This window comes from Pseudomonas sp. R43(2017), from assembly GCF_002112345.1.
Taxonomy (GTDB): domain Bacteria; phylum Pseudomonadota; class Gammaproteobacteria; order Pseudomonadales; family Pseudomonadaceae; genus Aquipseudomonas; species Aquipseudomonas kribbensis.
Genome location: NZ_NEHJ01000004.1, coordinates 19,819 through 35,648, shown reverse-complemented (window position 1 = coordinate 35,648; position 15,830 = coordinate 19,819). Strand labels below are relative to the sequence as shown.

The following is a 15,830-nucleotide window of genomic DNA, read 5'->3' as shown; positions in this document are numbered from 1 at the left end:
AAGAGCGCGGCGCACGCCGATGGTGCGTGGTGTCCAGAGGAGTCATGGGGCATGCAGGCTTTCTTGTTACCGGGGATCAAATTGCTGGGGCGGTTTGGCTTCGCGCGTAAATTCCAGTTGTTGTTTCTGCTGTTCATCCTGCCGCTGGCCGGCAGCCTGTTGATGATCGGCCAGGACTATCGCGTCAAACTCAACCTGATTTCCGGTGAGCGTGCCGGCGTACGGCAGTTGCTCGCCCTCGATGCGCTCGACAACCTGCTCGCTGCTCAGCGCGACCGTGCAGCTCGCTGGCGTGCCACGGAAACCAACCGCCAACCGACGCCCGCCACCCTCGCCGCGATGGCTGCATTCGATGCCGTACAACCTGCCGTCGCTCAGGCTACAGTGGATCTGGGCAATGCCTTGCAAGCCGAAGCTGCAGAAGGTGAAACCCTGGCCCGCTTCCAGGCCCTGCAAACCGCCCTCGGCGGTCTGGACTCCAAGAGCCTGGCCGGCGTCGGCTGGTGGCCGGACGGTTACGATCGCTTCACCAACGCCCTCAGCGCCCTGCAAGCGTTGCGCGAACAGATCGCGATGGACAATCGGCTGATCCTCGCGCCGTGGCTGGAAACCTATCTGCTGACGCAGATTTCCACTCAACATGCACCGGACTTGATCGAACGGGTCGGCCGACTCGCGGCGGTCGGGCAAGCATCCGTAGTCTCCGGTCAGTTCACCCTGCAAAGTCGCCTGCAATTGCGGGACCTGCGCAGCCGCATCGGTGATGCCCGCGAGCAGCTTGTTAAAACAGCGAGCCTTCTGGAAGCGCGGCTGCCGAACGACCTGCAAGGCTGGGCCGGGCAGTACCACGACAGCCTCAAACAACTGGATACCGGTTTGAAGGTGCTGGATGACGGCGTGTTCGGCGGCAGCATCAATCTCAAACCGGAAGACTTCGAACGCAGCCTAGATGCCCTGCTCGGCAATCTCGCCACGCTGCGTCAGCAATCACTGGTGGCGCTGGATCAACGTCTGGACGATTACCACGGTTCGGCGATCCGTCAGTTCATCGTGGTCGCGGCAGTGTTCGGGTGCCTGTTGCTCGCGGCGCTGTACCTGTTCGTCTGCCTGCAAGCCTCGATCCGTCGCAGCGCCAGCGGCATCACGGTGCTCGCCGAAGCGTTGCGCGACGGTAATCTGAGCCTGCAGGTGCCTGTCGTGGGTCGCGATGAACTGGCCTCGATCAGCACCGCACTCAACGTGGCCGTGGTGCAATTGCGCACCAGCCTGCTGGGCGTCGATCACGAAACCTCGCAACTGAGCCACGCCGTGCGCAGCCTCAACGATCACTCCAGCGGCGCTCTCAGCGAGGTCGAGGCCCAGCAATTGCAGATCAGCCAGATCGCTGCCGCCGCCACGCAATTGGCGGCCACCTCTCAAGGCGTCGCGCAGAGTTGCGAACAGGCCTCCGGCAGCGCCCAGCACACCCGGCGCATCGCCACCGACAGCAGCCGCGACAGTCAACGCACCACGGCGAGCATTCAACAGCTCAATCAGCGCCTGAACGAAACGGCGGCAGCGCTGGGTCGGGTCAGCGAGCAGGGGCAGCAGATTCAACTGGTGGTCGACACGATTCGCGGCGTCGCCGAGCAGACCAACCTGCTGGCGCTGAACGCCGCCATCGAAGCCGCTCGCGCCGGTGAACAGGGTCGCGGTTTTGCCGTGGTGGCCGACGAGGTCCGCAGCCTTTCGCAGCGTACGCAATCGTCCACTGCGCAGATCGCCGGTACGGTCGACAGTCTGCGCAACACGGTCAATGAAGCGGTGAGCCTGATGGAGGCGGCCTGCGGCCAGGCGCAATCGGATGCCGAAGCCGTCACCGGACTTGGCGAACGTCTGGGGGAAATCGCCAGCGCCGTGCAGAGCGTCACCGACACCCTCGCCCAGATCGCCACGGCGGTGGAAGAACAGGCCAGCACCGCCGATGAGGTCAGCGGCAATATCCAGCAAGTCGATCAGGCCGCGGTTCGCCTCCTCGACGGCGCGCGGGCCGTCAACCTGGCGGCAGACACCTTGAGCCAGGGCAGCAAGGCCTTGAGCGACAACACCGCACGCTTCCGGCTCAGTTGATCAACGCTTCGGGGAAGTCATTTTCCAGTTCGGACTTGAGCCATTGAATGAACCACGCCGCATCCGCCGACAGCTCGGCGGACGGCGTCAGCACCCGATAGCTTTCCAGCTTCACCTGAGCGTCCACTGCGCGCACCAGTTTGCCGGACCTGAGTTCTTCGCGGACCAGCACCTCATTGGCCAACGCGATGCCCTGCCCGCTCTCGGCCACCGATAACGCGTGATCGTTGTTGACGTAGAGCATGTCGGAGTTGAGGTGAATATCCAGGTCATGGGCGGCGAACCACAGGTTCCACCACTCGCCGTCATCGACGTGGATCAACTCGTGCCGGACCAGATCGGCCGGGCCGCCGAGCGGCTCGATGCTTGCCAGGTATTGCGGGGTGCAGATCGGAAACACACGGGGGCAGATCAACGCTTCACGGGAGTCCGCGTACTGCCCGTCGAGGCCGTAGACGATGCCGAGATCGGCGCTTTTGCCATCCACTTCGGTGAAGGTCGAGTTCGGTTCGATGGCAAACTTCAGCCCCGGGCGCAGGTGACGCATGGCCTCGATGCGCGGCATCAGCCAGCGCTTGGCAAAACCCGGCACCACCATGATCCGCAGCCAGCGCTCGGCCTCTTTGGGGCGCGCCTCCTTGCCGGCCTCGATGATCAACTGCAGGGCGGCCGCGATCTTGCGGTGGTACTTCTCACCGGCAGGCGTCAGGTTGACGCCGCGCGACGTGCGCTCGAACAGCTGAATGCCCAGCCAGTCCTCCAGCAACTTCACATGCCGGCCAATCGCCGGCTGAGTCACGTGCAAGGCTTTCGACGCCTCGACATAGCTGCCCAGGCGGGCAGCGGCATCGAACGCACGCACTGCATTGAGTGGCGGCAAACGGTGGTCGGGCATGTTCCTGGCACCTGTCGGTATTAAATTAACTAACACCTGCCATGTTTAAATTGAAGTTTCGCCCCGCGCAACCCCTCGCCGATAATCGAGCCACAGCAGAACAACAAAACAGCTGGTTTCACCCCGTACGCAATCTCGATCCTGCCCAGAAAAATAATATCCATGGCCCGACAGATTCGCTGACCAACAGCGCAATCGCAGGCGATGGGGGAATCGGAGGTAACGCATGAATGCCCTGCATTCGCTGCAAACGCTGGCGGTGTCGATCCGCTCGGTGCGCAAGGTCTACGGCGATCCGTCCACCGGTCCGGTGGCGTTGAAAAACATCGATCTGGATATTCGCGACAACGAATTCTTCACCCTTCTCGGACCCTCCGGCTGCGGCAAGACCACGCTGCTGCGGATGATTGCCGGGTTCGAATTTCCGACCCAGGGCGAGATCCTGCTCTACGGCGAAAACATCGCCGAGCGCCCGCCGTTCCAGCGCCCGGTCAACACGGTGTTCCAGCACTACGCACTGTTCCCGCACATGACCATCGCCGAAAACCTGGCCTTCGGCCTTGAATCGCACCCGATGGGCAAGGTCCTGAACAAGGCGCAGATCGCCGAGCGCGTCCGCGAGATGCTTGCCCTGGTACAGATGGAGCGCTTCGCCCATCGCAAACCGGCGCAACTCTCCGGTGGCCAGCAGCAGCGCGTCGCCCTCGCCCGCGCCCTGGCGCCGCATCCCAAGGTGCTGTTGCTTGACGAGCCGCTGTCGGCACTTGATCTCAAGCTGCGCCAGGCCATGCGCGAAGAGCTGAAAACCATTCAGGCCAGGACCGGCATCACCTTCATCTTCGTCACCCACGACCAGGAAGAAGCGCTGACCATGTCCGACCGCATCGCCGTGCTGTCCGAAGGCGAAGTGCAGCAAGTCGGTCGCCCGGAGGACATCTACGAACGGCCGCGCAATCGCTTCGTGGCCGATTTCATCGGCGAAACCAACTTCATTCAGGCCAGCGTCACTCGGGTCGAGGACGGCATGGCGTGGTTCGCCGGGCCGGCCGGACATCCGCTGCCGGCACAACCGTGCAACGACGTGCAACCGGGTGCCAGTGTGACGCTGTCGGTTCGCCCCGAGCGCCTGCACCTGGTGCCTGCCAACACTGAGGCGGCGTTGCCGTGCCGGGTCGAAGCGCAAATTTATCTGGGCACCGACCTGCAATACCAGGTCAGCCTCGGCGACGGTTCGCGCCTCACCGTGCGCACGCCCAACTGCATCGATCAGAGCCTGCGTTTTGCCGTGGGCAGTCAGGCCGGTCTGTTGTTCGACCGGGGAAGCGCCAGCGTCCTGCACGATTGAACCCGAGGAATTGCCATGCACGCCTTACCGATAACCAACACGCTTGAACGCCGACGGGCGTTCCAGAGCTTCCTCGGTGTCAGCCCGGCGCTGATCGCCATCGCCCTGTTTCTGGTGGTGCCGATCCTGATCGTCATCGGTTATTCGCTGATGGAAGCCAACCCCTATGGCGGGGTGAACAAGGTGTTCAGCAGCGACGCCTACACCTCCCTGCTGTTCGAACGGCAAATGGACGACAGCCTGGCCTTCGCCGACTCCTACCTGATCATCGCCCTGCGCTCGGTCGGGATTGCCGGCCTGACCACCGTCATCACGCTGCTGATCGGTTTCCCGGTGGCGGTGTGGCTGGCCATGCAACCGGCGCATCGGCGTGGTCTGTTGATCTTCCTGATCACCGTGCCGTTCTGGGCCAACCTGCTGATCCGCACTTACGCGTGGATTCTGCTGCTGCGTAACACCGGGGTGATCAACAACAGTCTGATGGGCCTGGGTGTCATCCATGAGCCGCTGCAGTTGCTGTACACCGACGGCGCCGTGCTGCTGGGGCTGGTTTATACCTATGCGCCCTTCGTGGTTCTGCCGATCTACGCCACGCTGGAAAAGATGGATATCCGTCTGCTCGAGGCCGCTCAGGATCTGTATGCCGGACGCCTGCGCACCTTGCGCAAAGTGGTGCTGCCGATCGCCAGACCGGGAATTCTCGCCGGCGCCATTCTCACCTTCGTACCGTGCCTGGGCGCGATGATCGCCCCGGAACTGCTCGGCGGCGGCACGCGGATGATGCTCGGTAACCTGATCTTCCGGCAGTTCAGCGACGCCCGTAACTGGCCGTTCGGCGCAGCGTTGTCGCTGGTGCTGATGGCGGCGGTGATGCTGGTGCTGACGGTTTATGCCTTGCGCGCCGAACGCCAGCGTATCGCCAAAGGAGGTGCGTGATGATCGGTCTGTTCAAACGCAAGGGCCTGGGCGTCCAGGATTTCCCCGGATTCGGCGGTTTCAGTTTCCTGTTCTACCTGTACCTCTACGCGCCGATCGTGGTGCTGGTGGTGTTCTCGTTCAACGCCAACCAGTCGGCCACGGTATGGACCGGCTTCAGCCTCGACTGGTATCGCGCCGCGTTCGCCAATCAGGCGCTGCGCCAGGCGGCCGGCAACAGTCTTCTGATTGCGGTGTGCGCCAGCATGGTCGCCACCGCGATTGCCACCCTCGCGGCCCTCGGCACCTCAAGGGGTGCGAAGTTCAAGGGCCTGCAACTGTCGATGGGCGCGATCATGCTGCCGCTGGTGCTGCCGGAAATCGTCGTTGGCGTCGCCACGCTCGCGCTGTTCTCCACCATCGGCCTGTCGCTCGGCTACGGCAATCTGATCATCGCCCATACGGTGTTCTGCATTCCGTTTGCCTACCTGCCGATCCGGGCCCGACTGAACGACATGGACCTGTCGCTGGAACAAGCCTCCGCCGACCTGTATGCCGGGCCATGGCGGACCTTCCGCAAGGTCACCCTGCCGTTGCTGATGCCGGGGATTTTCTCCGGGCTGATGCTGGCCTTCATCGTCTCGCTGGATAACTTCGTGATCTCGATGATGGTCTCCCAGGCCGGCACCACGACGCTGCCGATCTTCATCTTCGGCCTGTTGCGCATGGGCGTGACACCCGACGTCAACGCCGTGTCGACCCTGATCCTGGGCGTCTCGGTGCTGTTTGTCAGCCTTTCTTACCTGCTGGGCAAAAAGAACGCCTGAACCTTCCAAGAACCGTGGGGAATTAGCATGAGCAAGTGGATAAAAAGCGTCGGTACTTCGTTGTTTCTGACTGTGCCGCTGGTCATGGCCGGGAGTGTTCAGGCCGCCGAAAAACTCAACGTGGTGAGCTGGAGCGGTTACTTTTCACCGGAGATTCTCGCCAAATTCCAGAAGCAGACCGGCATCGAAGTCACCGTCGACTCCTACGACTCCAACGAGACACTGCTGGCCAAACTGAAACAGGGCGGTGCCGGTTACGACGTGGCGATTCCCTCGCACCAGTTCATTCCGATCCTGATCAAGGAAAACCTGCTGGAGCGCTTCGATCCCGTCAAGGAGCCCTACTACGCCAGCGTGGTCGACAACCTGAAGAAACCGAGCTGGGACCCGGAAGGCGCCTATTCGGTGCCGTTCATCTGGGGCACCACCAGCGTGGTGCTCGACAGTGGCCGCTACAAAGGCCCGGCCGACAGTTACAAGGTGCTCTATGAGCCGCCGGCCGAGTTGCAGGGGCGGATCAACATGTTCGATTCGGTCAGCGACATGGTCGACATGGCCAGCCTGTACCTGAACATTCCGCTGTGCAGCGAAGACCCGAAACAGATGCAACAAATCCTCACGCTGCTCAAGGCGCAGAAGCCATTCGTCAAAACCTACAGCTCCAAGGCCGGCTCGATCCGCGAGAACCTCGCCTCGGGCGAGATCGATATGTCGATGTTCTGGGGCGGTTCGTCAATGCGCGCCCGCGAGATGAAACCGAGCCTGAAATACCTGTACCCGAAAGAAGGGGTGCTGGCCTGGGTCGACAACATGGTCATCCCCGCCGGCAGCAAGAACCCGGCGAATGCCAAGGCGTTCATCGCGTTTCTCAGCCAGCCGGAAAACTCGGCGATGACCCAGAACTTCCTCAAGCATCAGAGCCCGATAAAAGGCGTCGAACCGTTCCTCGATGCGAACCTCAAGGATGCGCCGGAACTGCATATTCCCGAGGGTACCCACGTGGTGTTCAGCAAGACCTGCGGTGAAGGCGCGATCCGTCTGGCCGATCGTCTGTGGACCAACCTGATGCGTTGATTTCTACCGCCCCGGCACGAGGCCGGGGCGTTTTTCCAGCCGTCTGAAGGGCGCCGTCGTCATGAACTCCAATAACATCAGCGAACTGGTCCTGTTGCCGGCCATCGAGCTCGCCGAACGCATCCGCCTGCGTCAGGTATCCTGCCGCGAAGTGATGCAGACCTATCTTGCCCACATCGAACGGTTCAACCCGTCAGTCAATGCACTGATCAGTCTGCAAGCGCCGGAAGACCTGCTGGCCCAGGCCGACACACGGGACGCCGAACTGAGCCGGGGCCAATACCGGGGCTGGATGCACGGCCTGCCCCACGCCATCAAGGATCTGTCGCTGACCTGCGGCATCCGCACCACGCTGGGCTCACCGCTATTCAAGTATTTCATTCCCGAGCGTGACGGCATCATGGTCGAGCGGATCAAGGCTGCCGGCGCGATCATCATCGGCAAGACCAACACCCCGGAATTCGGCCTCGGTTCGCAGAGCTACAACCCGTTGTTCGGGGCCACCGGCTGCGCCTTTGACCCGAGCAAAACCGCAGGCGGAAGTAGCGGTGGCGCGGCGGCGGCGCTGGCGATGCATCTGGTGCCGGTGGCCGATGGCAGCGACATGATGGGCTCGCTGCGCAACCCGGCAGCGTTCAACAACATCTTCGGCTTCCGCCCGTCTCAGGGACGCGTGCCGTTCGACGACAGTGCCGATCTGTTCTTCGATCAACTCGGCTATGAAGGGCCCATGGCGCGCAGTGTGCGCGATGCCGCGATGCTGCTGTCGGTGCAGGCCGGCGGCGATGCGCGGGCGCCGTTGTCGATCCGTGAATCCGGAGAGGTCTTTACCGCACCGCTGGAGCGCGACTTCAGCGGCACCCGGATCGGCTGGCTCGGCGACTTCAACGGGTATCTGCCCATGGAGAACGGCATCCTCGCGTTGTGCGAAAAGACGTTCGCCGACTTTGAAAGCCTGGGTTGCCATATCGAGTCGGTACGTCCTGAATTTGCCCCAGAAAAGCTGTGGAGCAGCTGGCGCACCTTGCGCCACTGGATGGTCGCCGGCTCCCTGGGCGCGGCTTACGCCGATCCGCAGAAACGGGCGCTGCTGAAACCGGAAGCCTGCTGGGAAGTGGAAAACGGTCTGAAGCTCTCGGCCAGCGAAGTGTTCGCCGCCTCGGTGGTGCGCAGCGACTGGTATCGGGCAATCTCACGCTTGTTCGAACAGTACGACTATCTGCTGCTGCCCAGCGCGCAGGTCTTCCCGTTCGACAAGTCGCAGCCGTGGCCGACCGCGATCGAGGGCGTGAACATGGACACTTATCATCGCTGGATGGAGGTGGTGATTCCCGGCACGTTATCCGGTTGCCCGGTGGCGAACGTCCAGGCCGGCTTCAATGCACGGGGGTTGCCGATGGGGCTGCAGATCATCGGCCGGCATCAGGCAGACTTCGCCGTTCTACAACTGGCGCACGCGTATGAGCAGGCCAGTCGCTGGTTCCAGCGCTGCCCTTCGCCACTGTTGAACGCCTGATTTTGATAAACGGTTGAAAGCGTAGAAAAAATTTTGAAATTTACGCTTGACGCTTTTCCATTTCAGGGGAATAATGCGCGCCACTTGGCTACATAGCTCAGTTGGTTAGAGCATAGCATTCATAATGCTGGGGTCCGGGGTTCAAGTCCCTGTGTAGCCACCAAGTACTAAAAACGGCTTACCGAAAGGTAGGCCGTTTTTTTATGCCTCGAGAAAAGTGCCGACCGAGGACGGTCGACACCGTTGCTCAGACGGCGAGCGCCGCCAGCCCTTTCGCCCAAATCTGCCGCGTGCGCAAACCCACCATCGCCCGCCAGTCCGGATCCGCCGGATAGAACTGCTCCAGCAGATTCAACTTGATCGCCCGCCCCGTCGCATCCAGCGGATCGCCGTGCAGATGCAGCCAGTGATCATCGCGCAAATAACGATGAACATCAGGCCCCGGATAAGTCCCGCACTCGATCACGAACGGCATCAACTGCACATTCGGCAGCGCGTCGAGCAATGCCTGCGAGGTGTAACCGGTAGCCGTTGCCGCGACACCGGTTTCGCTCAGGGTTTCAGCGCCTGTGTGCAGCGTGTAGAGCCACGGGCCATAGATCGATTGCGCCCGGGCCAGCGCCGGATACGGGGCCCGAGTGATCGTCAGCAGCATCGGATGACCGTACTCGCCGGCACCGGTGTGCAAGTCGAAACACATCACGGTTTCGGCACCGGCCAGATGATTCTCGATGACCTGGTGCAGCGTGCGATTCGACCAGCTCGGGGCAAAGCCTCCGAAGAACAGGCCGTCGGGATGGCTGTGCTGACCGCCCTCGACAATCGACATCACCGCCGGCCAGCCGTGTTCGGCGATCTGCGCATCGAGCAAGGCATCGGCGCGCTGTCGATCGGGGCCGTTCAAATCGGCGCATGCGTAAATTTCGTGCAGCGCGGCGTAGGCCTGGTTGTCCGGTAGGGGCTGGTTGAAATCCAGATGATTGCGGTTGAGGTCGATGTTGTCTTCGTTGACCCGCCGCAGCCATGCAGTGCCCCACGGGTTGATCAGGTGAATCATCACCACCGCGACGTCCTTCGGCAGCGAACCCGGCGTGAAATGCTTCAGCCAGTCGATCTGACATTCCGAACCGTAATAGCCCTCCACCCCGTGGGTGCCGCTGAGCGCCACCAGACGCCGTTTGGCTTGCGGATCCCCCAGCACCGCCACATCGGTGCTCAACGGTTCGCCAAACGGCCCGCAACGCGGATGGGCGTAGGAAGTGAGCGTCGCACCGGCGGCGGTGGCGGCGGCAAGAAACTGTTCGCGCTGCTGGCGGTAGCTGGAGTGGGTCGGAAACTCGCTGTGCATAGTGGCCTCTTGTTAATTGTTCTGGCTTCACGTTTGCCCATGACCCTACAGAAAATTCGCCAAGGCATGAAGGACAAACATACCGACGGTTTGCGTCCTGCACGGTCGGCCGATACAGTCCGTCAGACTTTTATCCCACGGACGGAGAGCCCCGCGTGTTTCCAGCCCAGCCCCTGAAACGCTTTCGCCTGCCGGCCCTGACGTTGATCGTCAGCGCCATCACCCTCGCCGCCTGCAACGCACCACCCTCCTCGACCCTGCCGCTGGCGCCGGAAGCCGCCTCCGGTTACCGCACAGGCCTGCAAGCCAGTCATGCCGATAAACATATGGCCGCTGCTGCGAATCCGCTGGCTGCCGAAGCCGGTCGTGAGATGTTGCGTAAAGGTGGATCGGCCATCGATGCAGCCATTGCGATGCAAGCCGTATTGACCTTGGTCGAGCCGCAATCTTCCGGGATCGGCGGCGGCGCGATGATCGTGCTGTGGGATGGCAAACAGGTGCGCACCTACGACGGTCGCGAAACAGCGCCGGCCGGTGCGACCGAAAAGCTGTTCCTGCAGGCTGATGGAAAACCGATGCCATTCCCGCAGGCGCAGATTGGCGGGCGCTCTGTCGGTACGCCCGGCGTATTGCGCGCATTGGAGATGGCGCACAAACAACACGGTCGTCTGCCGTGGGCAACGTTGTTCGAGCCAGCGATCAAACTCGCCGAACAGGGCTTTGCGATCTCGCCTCGACTGCATTCACTGCTGGAGTCCGACCCGGTGGTGCGAAGCTCGCCGGACATGGCCAGGTATTTCCTCAACAGCGACGGCAGCGTCAAAGCCATCGGCACGCGCCTGCAAAACCCGGCGTTGGCCGCCGTGCTCAAGCGCATCGCCACCGAAGGCGCAGACGCGCTGTACAAAGGCCCGATCGCCGAAGAGATCGTGGCCAAGGTCCAGGGCCACGCCAACCCCGGCAGCCTGTCGTTGAACGACCTTCAGCACTATCAGGCCAAGGAACGCGCGCCACTGTGCACCGACTACAAGCGCTGGCAGGTTTGCGGGATGCCGCCGCCGTCATCGGGCGGGATTGCAGTGGCGCAAATCCTCGGCACTTTGCAGGCCCTGGAGACCCGCGATCCGCGCCTGTCCCTGACACCGCTCAAACCCGTGAAGACCGATAAACCGGCCGGCCTCGAACCCGCGCCACAAGCCGTGCACCTGATCGCTGAAGCCGAACGACTGGCCTACGCCGACCGCGCCCAATACGTGGCCGATACCGACTTCGTACCGGTGCCGGTCAAGGGACTGGTGGACCCGGGTTATCTGGCCAGCCGCGCCAGCCTGATCGGCGATCGCAGCATGGGCACCGCCAAACCGGGCACACCACCGGGGGTGCAGGTTGCCTACGCACCGGACCGCTCGCCGCTGCGCATCTCCACGTCGCAAGTGGTGGCGGTGGATGACTTCGGTGGCGCGGTCTCGATGACCACCACCATCGAAGCGGCATTCGGCTCGCACCTGATGGTTCAGGGCTTCTTGCTCAACAACCAGATGACCGACTTCTCGTTCATCCCCGAAGAAAACGGACAGAAAGTCGCCAACCGCGTCGAGCCCGGCAAACGTCCGCGTTCGTCGATGGCACCGACCCTGATCTTCGACCGCAACAGTGGTGAGTTCGTCGCCACCGTCGGCTCTCCGGGCGGCTCGCAGATCATCGAATACGTGGCCAAAACCACCGTCGGCCTGCTCGACTGGAACCTCGACGCGCAAAGCGCCATCAGCCTGCCCAACTTCGGCAGCCGCAACGGGCCGACGGAACTGGAACAGGGTCAGTTCACCCCGACACTGATCCAGGCACTCAAGGACAAGGGCCACGTTGTGAGCGAAATCGACATGACCAGCGGCACCCAGGCCATCGTGCGGGTCAAGGATGCGCAGGGGAAGGCAACGTTGGCCGGTGGAGCGGATCCACGGCGTGAAGGGGTGGCGTTGGGGGACTGAAATCGCTTCCGCCATCTGAAAAAGGCTTACCGAGAGGTAGGCCTTTTTTGTATGTCCCTGAATCCAATTCGGCTAAATCACATTGCCTTTTCCTACACCGGAAAAATGCTGTCCGGGATAGAGTCTTCACCCTGTGAATTCACTCACGCCCCCTTTCCCTCCACTCCCGACAGCATCGGTAAAAGTCATCAATTGACACCAACCATTTGTCCAGAATCCACCGACAGACTTGCAACAGTCCCACTGCGGGACTAGGATCACGCCATGAGAATCATCGCCATCAGTCAGCTAAAAGTCTTTTGGGAACAATATCCGGAAGCAGAGCAGCCATTGCTGGCATGGATAGACGAAGCAAGAAAGGCAAGCTGGAAAACACCTGTGGATATCAAGTCACAGTTTGCTTGCGCCAGCATTCTGAAAAGCCGAAGAGTTGTATTCAATATCAAAGGCAATTCCTATCGCCTGATAGTCGCCGTGGCATACCGCTTCGGTGCGGTGTACATAAAATTTGTCGGAACTCACAAACAGTACGACGCAATCGACGCTGATACCGTCGAAATGGAGTAACCCATGAACATACGTCCGATTCATACCGAAGAAGACTACCGTGCGGCACTCAAAGACGTGTCCGCTCTTTTCGAGAATGAGCCAGAACCCGGCACGCCTGAAGGTGATTACTTCGACATCATGATCACCCTTATCGAGGCCTATGAGGCCAGGCACTTCCCACTTGACCTGCCCAACCCGATTGATGCCATAAGGTTTCGGATGGAGCAGTCCGGGCTGTCGGCAGCCGATCTCGCTCCTGCAATTGGCCGGACAAATCGCGTTTATGAGGTACTGAATGGCAAACGTGCTCTGACGCTACCCATGATCTGGAAACTTCACGAGTTGTTCGGTATTCCGGCGGAAAGTCTGATCAAACCCATGAAATCAGTCTGATAAAAAACAGCCATGCAGGCACCTCAACATGTACTGCCTACCCTGAGTTTCCCAGCCAACTGAAAAAGGCTTACCGAAAGGTAAGCCTTTTTTGTATGTCCATGAATCCGTTCGGCCGAGCATTCCGATGGTCAGAATTCACGCTCCGTCGAGCATTTGATGACAGCAAAACAAGCGTCATCCGTCGCCCGATTTCCGGTCAGCGATTCGCCACCAGATGCGCACCGAACAGCAGATAGCAACCACCCGCCAGCCGATCCAGCCATTTGCGTGAGCGCTCATAAATCCCGGCAATCCGTCGGCTGGCGAAGAACAGCGCCACACTGCAGTACCAACTGAAAGACAGCGTGGCCATGGTCAGCACCGCCAGCGCCAGCAGCATCGGGGGCACATGGGCCGGCATGGCGGTGGCGAAGATCGTCGCCACGAACAGTGCCGATTTGGGGTTGGTCATGTTGCCCAGAAAACCTCGCCCGTAGGCACCGAGCAAGGTTTGCTCCGTGGTGCCCGGGGCTCCTTGGGAGACAGTGGCCTTACGCTTGAATTGCTTGAGTCCGAGATAGATCAGGTAGCAGCCACCGGCAATCTTGAAGCTCAGATAAAGCGCCGGTGCGGCACTGAACAGCGACTGGATGCCCAGACCACCGGCCAGCCCCCACAATATCGTTCCGCTGGCGACGCCGAGCGCAGCCACCACGCCATGGCGTCGGGAACGGCTGACAGCCAGTTGCGCGATGTTGAAAAAGTTCGGCCCGGGGGTCACCACCGCAACCGTCCACAACAGCGCCAGCGACAACAACGGTGCAAGGTAACTGGAAAACATGGGGCAGGCGCCTGGTCGGTTCGACAATGCCCCTACCTTGCAACATCCAGCGACGTTTTGCCATCAAGCGGCGTTCAGACGGACAGCGTCTTGCCATCCACCGGATCGCCAATCGTCAGGAAATGCCCACCGGCCACGTGGTGCAAAGTGCGCAAACCGTCGTGCCCTTCAAAATGCCAACGCCCATCGCTGAACACTCGCGAATCCGCCTGCGCTGCAATCACCTCAGCCAGAAACAGATCGTACTGTTCGTGATTACGCGGCTCCGGCAGCAACCGGCATTCGAGCCACGCCACGCAGCCGTCCAGCATTGGTGCATCAACCTGCTCGCCGGCGAAGGTCTGCAAGCCATACGCCTGGAACTTGTCCTGCCCTTGATCACGATTGATTTCCAGGCCCGAAGTCGAACCGACGGTCTGCACGATGTCAGCCTGATTCACGCAAGGGACGTTGAGTACGAAGGTGCCGGACTCTTCGAGCAGTTGCCGGGTCCAGGTGGATTTATCGAGGACCACCGCGACTTTCGGCGGTTCGAAATCCAGCGGCATGGCCCAGGCCGCAGCCATGATGTTGCGCTGCCCGTCGTGAGCGGCGCTGACCAGCACGGTCGGCCCGTGGTTGAGCAAACGGTAGGCTTTGTTCAGGGGAACCGGGCGACGGAAGGACTCGCTCATGGGATCTGCTCCGGGAAAAAGAGCCGATTGTAGCGGGATAAAAACAGCGAAGGGATTGCCATGAACAATCCCTTCGCCTGACAAGCATCAGTTGGATAGCTGGTTGGCGAACTGGCCGACCGCGTCCACCACTTTCTGCGCGCCATCCTGGATTTCGACGATCACCGTGCCCGCCTCCGCCGCCAGCGCCAGCCCTTGCTCGGCCTGGAGCTTGCCGTCGGTCATCAGCGCCACGGCGTTGCGCGCCATATCCTGGTTCTGACGGACCACGCCGACGATTTCCTCGGTGGCCTGGCTGGTGCGCGAGGCCAGTTGCCGTACTTCGTCGGCCACCACCGCAAACCCACGGCCCTGCTCGCCTGCACGGGCGGCTTCAATGGCGGCGTTGAGCGCCAGCAGGTTGGTCTGCTCGGCAATACCGCTGATGGTCTTGACGATGGTGCCGATCACCTGGGATTGCTCGTTCAACGCCTCGATGCCTTCGCCGGCAGTCTGCATGTGCCGCGACAGGTCGCGCATCACATTGACCGCTTCAGTGACCACGCGGGTCCCGCGCTGGGCAGTGCTGTCGGTCTGCAAGGACGTGCTGTAGGCAATGTTGGCGGCCTCGGCGACGGCTTGCTCCTGATTGACCTGATCGGTGATCACCGTGGCGAATTTCACCACTTTGTAGAGCTTTTCGTTGGCGTCGAGCACCGGGTTGTAGGACGCCTCCAGCCAGACCTCGCGACCATGGGCGTCGATCCGCTTGAAGCGACCGGCGACGAACTCACCGTTGTTCAGACGGCGCCAGAAGTTCTGGTACTCGGCGCTGTTGGCCTCGCCCGAGTCACAGAACATGCGGTGATGTTTGCCCTTGATCTGCGCCAGGCTGTAACCCATGCCCTGAAGGAAGCGGTCGTTGGCGCTCAGCACGTTACCGTTGAGGTCGAACTCGATCACAGCAGTCGAACGCACCAGTGCGCCGATCAGGTTCTCGTGCTCGCGAGAGGCTTCGATGGTGCGGGTCAGGTCGCTGGAGAAAATCGAAAAGTGCTTGATCCGCCCGTCCGAAGAGCGGATCGGCTGGACGATCGAGCGCAACCACGCCTCTTCGCCATTGCCGCGTGACAGGCGCACGGCGCCGGCGAAGTGCTCGCCCCGGCTCAGTGCGGCCCGGAAGCGGTGATGAAACTCGTCGGACTTCACATGGGCCGGCACGATGTCTTCGATCGCGCGGCCGATCAGGTCGTGGCTCTTGTAGAGCATTTCATTGAGGAAGTTCTGGTTGACCGATTGAATCCGCCCGTCGGGCTCAAGGGTCAGCACCAGCATCTCGCTTTCCAGGCTCTCCTTCACTTGCAGAAGGCTGGAGAGTTCTTCACGAAGAGCCGC

Annotated in this window: 13 protein-coding genes, 1 tRNA gene and 2 pseudogenes; 10 read left to right on the top strand and 6 right to left on the bottom strand. The window is 61.4% G+C overall.

The features are described from left to right. The first annotated feature begins 51 nt into the window (after nt 1-51). A complete protein-coding gene (locus CAG02_RS12145; protein ID WP_085709287.1) occupies nt 52-2,109 on the top strand; it encodes a methyl-accepting chemotaxis protein in 2,058 nt (685 codons plus the stop codon). On the opposite strand, the gene CAG02_RS12140 is transcribed toward CAG02_RS12145, so the two are convergent. Further along, nucleotides 2,102-3,004, bottom strand: coding sequence for a LysR substrate-binding domain-containing protein (locus CAG02_RS12140; protein ID WP_085709286.1), 903 nt, complete (start codon nt 3,002-3,004; stop codon nt 2,102-2,104). The genes CAG02_RS12145 and CAG02_RS12140 overlap by 8 nt on opposite strands. 226 nt (nt 3,005-3,230) lie before the next feature. On the opposite strand from CAG02_RS12140, the gene CAG02_RS12135 reads away from it, so the two are divergent. The 6 genes from CAG02_RS12135 to CAG02_RS12110 all read left to right on the top strand — a co-directional run bounded on the left by CAG02_RS12135 (nt 3,231) and on the right by CAG02_RS12110 (nt 8,844). Beyond that, nucleotides 3,231-4,349 carry an ABC transporter ATP-binding protein gene (locus CAG02_RS12135; protein ID WP_085709285.1) on the top strand — a complete coding sequence of 373 codons (1,119 nt, stop codon included), beginning with the start codon at nt 3,231-3,233 and terminating at the stop codon, nt 4,347-4,349. A gap of 15 nt (nt 4,350-4,364) precedes the next feature. After that, nucleotides 4,365-5,285 carry an ABC transporter permease gene (locus tag CAG02_RS12130; RefSeq protein WP_085709284.1) on the top strand — a complete coding sequence of 307 codons (921 nt, stop codon included), beginning with the start codon at nt 4,365-4,367 and terminating at the stop codon, nt 5,283-5,285. Continuing rightward, nucleotides 5,285-6,091: an ABC transporter permease gene (locus CAG02_RS12125; protein ID WP_085709283.1), complete on the top strand. Its 807-nt coding sequence runs from the start codon at nt 5,285-5,287 to the stop codon at nt 6,089-6,091. The genes CAG02_RS12130 and CAG02_RS12125 overlap by 1 nt, the downstream gene beginning before the upstream one ends. Before the next feature lie 27 nt (nt 6,092-6,118). Further along, a complete protein-coding gene (locus tag CAG02_RS12120; RefSeq protein WP_085709282.1) occupies nt 6,119-7,165 on the top strand; it encodes an extracellular solute-binding protein in 1,047 nt (348 codons plus the stop codon). Nucleotides 7,166-7,226: 61 nt separating this feature from the next. After that, nucleotides 7,227-8,681: an amidase gene (locus tag CAG02_RS12115; RefSeq protein ID WP_085709281.1), complete on the top strand. Its 1,455-nt coding sequence runs from the start codon at nt 7,227-7,229 to the stop codon at nt 8,679-8,681. 86 nt (nt 8,682-8,767) lie between these two features. Then, nucleotides 8,768-8,844 (top strand) — tRNA-Met (locus tag CAG02_RS12110). 84 nt (nt 8,845-8,928) lie between these two features. On the opposite strand, the gene CAG02_RS12105 is transcribed toward CAG02_RS12110, so the two are convergent. After that, complete coding sequence (locus CAG02_RS12105; RefSeq protein ID WP_085709280.1) at nt 8,929-10,029, bottom strand: DUF2817 domain-containing protein; 1,101 nt, start codon at nt 10,027-10,029, stop codon at nt 8,929-8,931. A 155-nt stretch (nt 10,030-10,184) separates the two neighbouring features. On the opposite strand from CAG02_RS12105, the gene ggt reads away from it, so the two are divergent. The 3 genes from ggt to CAG02_RS12090 all read left to right on the top strand — a co-directional run bounded on the left by ggt (nt 10,185) and on the right by CAG02_RS12090 (nt 12,959). Beyond that, on the top strand, nt 10,185-12,017 hold the full coding sequence (ggt, locus tag CAG02_RS12100; protein WP_085709279.1) for a gamma-glutamyltransferase: 1,833 nt from the start codon (nt 10,185-10,187) through the stop codon (nt 12,015-12,017). A gap of 264 nt (nt 12,018-12,281) precedes the next feature. Beyond that, nucleotides 12,282-12,584 (top strand): type II toxin-antitoxin system HigB family toxin, encoded by a 303-nt coding sequence (locus CAG02_RS12095; protein WP_085709278.1) that lies wholly within the window; start codon nt 12,282-12,284, stop codon nt 12,582-12,584. A 3-nt stretch (nt 12,585-12,587) separates the two neighbouring features. Further along, complete coding sequence (locus tag CAG02_RS12090) at nt 12,588-12,959, top strand: type II toxin-antitoxin system HigA family antitoxin (RefSeq protein ID WP_074692315.1); 372 nt, start codon at nt 12,588-12,590, stop codon at nt 12,957-12,959. 199 nt (nt 12,960-13,158) lie between these two features. On the opposite strand, the gene CAG02_RS12085 is transcribed toward CAG02_RS12090, so the two are convergent. The 4 genes and pseudogenes from CAG02_RS12085 to CAG02_RS30180 form a co-directional block, all read right to left on the bottom strand. Beyond that, nucleotides 13,159-13,782 carry a LysE family translocator gene (locus CAG02_RS12085; RefSeq protein WP_085709277.1) on the bottom strand — a complete coding sequence of 208 codons (624 nt, stop codon included), beginning with the start codon at nt 13,780-13,782 and terminating at the stop codon, nt 13,159-13,161. Between the two features lie 74 nt (nt 13,783-13,856). Continuing rightward, nucleotides 13,857-14,456, bottom strand: coding sequence for a flavin reductase family protein (locus CAG02_RS12080; RefSeq protein ID WP_085709276.1), 600 nt, complete (start codon nt 14,454-14,456; stop codon nt 13,857-13,859). 87 nt (nt 14,457-14,543) lie between these two features. Continuing rightward, a pseudogene (locus CAG02_RS30185) lies at nt 14,544-14,975 on the bottom strand (methyl-accepting chemotaxis protein); the annotation flags it as partial. 108 nt (nt 14,976-15,083) lie between these two features. Beyond that, nucleotides 15,084-15,770 (bottom strand): annotated as a pseudogene (locus CAG02_RS30180) (PAS domain-containing protein); the annotation flags it as partial. Nucleotides 15,771-15,830 lie beyond the last annotated feature (60 nt).